Origin of the sequence: Desulfosarcina sp. (assembly GCF_041551955.1) — a bacterium.
Lineage (GTDB): Bacteria > Desulfobacterota > Desulfobacteria > Desulfobacterales > Desulfosarcinaceae > Desulfosarcina.
The window spans coordinates 1-5,150 of sequence record NZ_JBFELV010000373.1; the positions used below are offsets into that span (position 1 = coordinate 1).

Consider the following 5,150-nt stretch of genomic DNA (forward strand, 5'->3'; position numbering starts at 1 on the left):
CCCGTTCGACTTGTCGGATCAGCGCTTCCACTTCACCGGCCGTGACCACCGGTCCGGGTTCATTGACTTTAATGTGTTCGGCATTGTCGACAGCAACAATGCTGACGTTGGTGCGGGTTTCACCCTGAATCCAGGTAAAGTCCGTGGTAACGCCTTGTTCCTGCAATCCAGATTTTAGACGCTGGTCATTTATACCGCCAACAAACCCCATGGCAATGCTGTCGGTATTTAAGTTCCGCAACATGCGGGACACATTAAAGCCTTTACCACCGCAATCACTGCGTGACTGCTTTGCTCTGGACACAGAATTAAGCTCGAAATGCTCGATTTGCAGTTCCCAATCGATTGCCGGATTCAACGTCAGTGTATATATCATGCGGATTCCTTTAGGCATGCTTCAAACAACGCTTTTTCAGCGTCAACCGTCCATGTATTGCCCGGTCCCAGTTTGTTAGACACGTCAGGTAACTTCTCAGCCAACGCATCCAGTCCCATCAGGGGCAAGTCTTCCAGTTGTGGAAAAATTATAATTTTGCCTGGATAACGCGCATCCATCATCGCTTGGATGCCCGATTTAGCAGCCTTCATCCCCCCAATGGCGGCGACGCAAACCGCTGGCGCAATATTGCCCTGAAGCGCGTTTTCCATCACCGTCGTCTGGTCTTCGATGGTCAGCCCCGAGGTGCCGGTGTATTGCGCATTGTTCAAATAAACTGAACTGAAGTCAACCGGTGCATACGTTCCATTGGGCACGCCTGCAAACAGAACCAACATGCCATCCGGTTTCATAAAGCTTGCCGACTCGGCCATGATGGTTGCATTCGGTACGCAGACCACGACATCATCGGCTCCTTGCCCGTGACTCTGAGCCTTGACGAATTCCGGCAACGGTTCTTTGTGCGCCATTGGGTTAAAGGTCAGCAACCGGCAATGATTGGCTTCAGTCAACGGAGCAAATCGCTGCTTGATCTCAGACAGCCGCTGATCATTGATATCGGTCACAATGACGGTGCCAGGGCCGTCTTTCTTTTCAATGGCGCGCTGCACATGCATTTGCCCCATGGGCCCACCGGCACCCACAAAAACAGCTAAACCGCCACTGCGCAGATCACAACGATTGCGCGCGTGGCCGTAGGAATCAGAAATATCTTCCCCCTTATTGCCGACGAAGGCAACGTAGTCGTAATGCAGTCGCCCCACGTCGGCATCGACCAGCCCATCCAGCGGCTTTTTGCCCACCATATTCATGGTGCCGCGTCTGGCGACAACTTTCGCAATTTCGGTGACTTCACTTGCAGAACGCGGGTCCAACACAACGACGTCATCAAAGCCGACACCATCGGTATATTCATCCACCAGACCTTTAAAATCGGAAATGGTTACCTCATCACGAATGACCACGGTCTTGCATTTGCTTTCCGCCAGGGATCGGATTGACGCGGGTGCATTCGTCAGTATTACCGTTTTCGGTGCCTCCAGCCCTTTGGAGAAGCCATACGCGTTCTTGTCGCCTTTCTGACCGACGATCCACATGATGCCATCTGCTTTGGGCTCCAGACGCCGACGCTGGGTATAGGATGCCCAAACGCAGCCCCAGGGTTCCAGCAAGGCCGCTTCAACAAAGCCAAGCTGATTGGAAACCTTGAGCAGACAAGATCCGGCATCCGTCTTTAGTACTTCCGGGCCAATCAGATGATACTGGATTAAGCCGCCCGGTACGGTGTACCCATAGGCGGTGCTTTTGCCATTTTGGTAGATATCCGGCTGCATGGCATAGCGTTCGCCCGCGCTAAAATGGTTCGTTAACGTTTTGCCGACTTTAACTACGGTCAAAGACGCTTCATGCCCCAGTCGGGTGGGTTCTTTTTTCAAATCCCGATTATAAAGTTTGGGGTGTTTGCCGCCCTGGGTAATTAATTTGACATCTGAAAAGCAAAGACTCACCGCATCCACTCGAACCAGAAGCTGGTCATCGCTTGGCTCAGGAATTTCAAAGGGTTCTGGCTGGCCGTCTTTGCCGATGTTTTCTATACCGGCACCGTAAAAGTTCCAGGTTTGTGTCGTCCGAGGGAGGCTTTGACCAAGTTTTTGATATTTTTCGTATTTATTCATCTTTTCTCTCTTTCCGGGATAACTAAATTCGTTAAATGGTTGATGCTACACCAGATCGTCGTTGGTTTTATACAGTTCCATAACGGCTTCTGAACTTCCCAGTTGCAATGCTTTATTCGCTTTCTCTTGTAATTTACCATAGCTCACGGCACGGATAATATTTTTCACCGCCCCCACATTGGCTGGGCTAACCGAGAGTTCAGTCACACCCAACCCGACCAGCAGTGTCGCGAGACTAGGATTTGCGGCCGCATTACCGCACACACCCACCCATTTACCATGAGCCTGGGCGGCTTTTACCGTCATCTCGATCATTTTCACCAATGCAGGATGGTAACTGTCAGCTTCACGGCAAAGGTCAGGATGCAGGCGATCGATGGCCAGCGTGTACTGCGTTAAGTCATTTGAACCGATGGAGAAGAAATCCACTTCTTTGGCCAAATGCGCCGCAACCATCACTGCGGATGGCACCTCAATCATAATACCAAGCGGCAACGGAGGCGCGTTTAACTGCAACCGAATGCTTTCGGCAATATCCCGCGCTTTTCTCCACTCCGACACTCTACCGATCATGGGAAACATGATGTGCAACCCGGTCGAGCCGGTTGTCTCTTTCTGCCAGATCGCTGTCTGGTAAATGGCTTCCAGTTGGCGTTTGAATATGTCTTCATATTTGAACGACAGACGAATCCCTCGCATACCCAAAAATGGGTTGTCTTCATGAGGCATATGCAGCCAGGACACCGGCTTGTCTCCGCCAATATCCACCGTACGCACGACCAGCTGTCGGCTGCCCAGTTCTTTGATGATGGCTTTTAAGGCATCGCTTTGCTTTTCAATGGGGGGTTCTGTTGCTGAAGACTCAAAAAGAAACTCCGTCCTCAACAAGCCCACCCCTTCGCCACCATCGTCGATAACCAGTTTCGCGTCTTCCGGTTTGGCGATATTGCATACGACATCGATGTGGTGACCATCCAGCGTTTCAGCAGCCTTATGTCTTTGTGCATCTTCCGCTGTGCGGATCTTTTCCCACTGCTCAATCCATTGCCCCCCAATTTTCTGGGTTGCTTCATCCGGATCCACATAAACGGACGATGCCTGTGGATCGACAATAATCAATTCACCGTTCTCGATGTCCGCAAGCGCCCCATCGCCCAGGCCAACGACTGCTGGAATTCCCAGGGCTCGGGCAAGGATCGCCATATGACTGTTGGGACCGCCAAGCTCCGTACAAATGCCGCGAACTTTCAGACCATACAATCCGGCTGTTTGAGAAGGCGTTAGATCTTTGGCCATTAAAATGAAATCAGTTTGCGGATAAGTCACTGCCGAAACAGCGGGCACCATCAACGCCACAACCCGATCACGGACATCGATGAGGTCTGCAATCCTTGCTCTCAGGCGCTCGTTGTCAACAGTTTTGAGTGACCCAACCTGCTTTTCAATCGCTTGATGAAAAGACCATGCGGCAGTCTTACCCTTGACGATGAACTTTTCACTGTCGGTTAACACCAGTTCATCCTGCAGCAATTGCTTCTGCGCATGCAAAATGGCGGCTTCATTCGGCGCCCTGCTTTGCAGGTTGGCTTTCAGTTTATCCAGTTGCAGGGCGGCCTCGGTCAGGGCCGTGCTAAAAAGTTTGGCTTCCGCTTTGGGGTCTTGTGCATTTTCCTCATATCTCATCTTTCCCGCCTGCAATCGAAATGCAGGTGCCATCGTAATACCAGGAGATGCGGCGGAACCTTTTAATGTCAACCGACACTGAACATCGGGCAGCGCTGATAAAACGGTCAGCGGATGATAAGACGCATTCGCCTGTTCCTCCTCATTGTCCAGCCCCTGGCGAATCATTGCAGCCAGAACGTGAACGGCCTGTTCCGCCTCAGGCCCTTTTGCCGAGATTGTCAGAACATCGCCTTGATTGGCGCCCATGGACAAAAGCGATGCCATGGATTTGGCAGTTGCTGTTCTCTGATCGTTGCGAATGCGGATATCCGTTCCTGAAAATTTTACAGCCTGTTCTGAAATCAAGCTGGCGGGGCGGGCATGCATACCCTGGGCATCAACAACCGTTGCCTCTACCACAACTGAATAATCCTCTTGTTGCTCCGGCTGTGGTACCGGTGCAGCCTGCTCCTTTGCGTTGAGCGCATCCAAAATATCGTTTTTATTGGTTGTGGTTGCCAGTTGTTCGGCGACGGCCTCATCCATGACCACATTGGTCAAACGCTGAAGCAGGCTCAAATGATCCTTGCCTTTGGCTGCAATACCGACGATCAACCGAGCCACGTCCCCCTTGTCATTCCAGACGACGCCTTGCGGTGCCTGCACAATAAAAACACCGGTTTGAACAACCTGCTCTTTTGCTTCATTGACACCGTGTGGGATCGCTGCCCCATTGATCAGATAGGTGCTGACTTTTTCTTCACGCGCAGTGAGTGCATCCAAATAGTCTCCCCTGACGAGTCCCAGAGCGGACAAGTGTTGAGCGATCAGTTGGAGTGCATCCTCTTTCGTCGTGACTTGAGCATTTAATAAAATATGCTGTGGACTGACTAAAATCTGTTGTGGACTCACCGCTAACGGTTCTTGCACGACAGCTTGGTTTTTTTGCGTTGCTGATGCCTGAACGATCTTGCCTACCAGGTCATCGTAGAAGCTGGCGTCCATGAAGTTGTCAATGCTGAAATGCTGTGCACCAGGCAATTTAGACCGAGCGCGATCCGTCAATTCATTTTGGGTAATGACGATATCCGCATCTTTCAGATCATTGATGGCTGCGTTGGTAACCTCAATCGTTAAGCCGGCACCTTTCACTTTGCCACGCAAAACCGTTGCGCCCATGGCTGACGATCCCATGCCAGCATCGCAAGCCACAACAATGGATCGAACACTTCCTGCCGCGACGGGGGTCGCCTGGCCTTTTGCTTCGGCCTTGCTTGAGGCAACAGCAGCTTTGGCGGCCTCCAGGTCATCGCTTTCCGAAGCGTCCTTGCGAATGATTAACGATCCAATGAGAAACGAAGTGACGGCGGAAA

3 protein-coding genes are annotated in these 5,150 nt (G+C 51.5%); all 3 read right to left on the bottom strand.

Annotated features, from left to right (window positions below):
• A partial coding sequence (locus ABYV26_RS20395; RefSeq protein ID WP_372683203.1) for a 1-phosphofructokinase family hexose kinase occupies positions 1–376 on the bottom strand: 376 nt, incomplete at its 3' end.
• Complete coding sequence (locus ABYV26_RS20400) at positions 373–2,112, bottom strand: zinc-binding dehydrogenase (protein WP_372683204.1); 1,740 nt, start codon at positions 2,110–2,112, stop codon at positions 373–375. The genes ABYV26_RS20395 and ABYV26_RS20400, both read right to left, overlap by 4 nt.
• Before the next feature lie 45 nt (positions 2,113–2,157).
• Positions 2,158–5,150 (bottom strand): phosphoenolpyruvate--protein phosphotransferase (ptsP, locus tag ABYV26_RS20405; protein WP_372683205.1); only part of this gene is annotated, 2,993 nt, incomplete at its 5' end.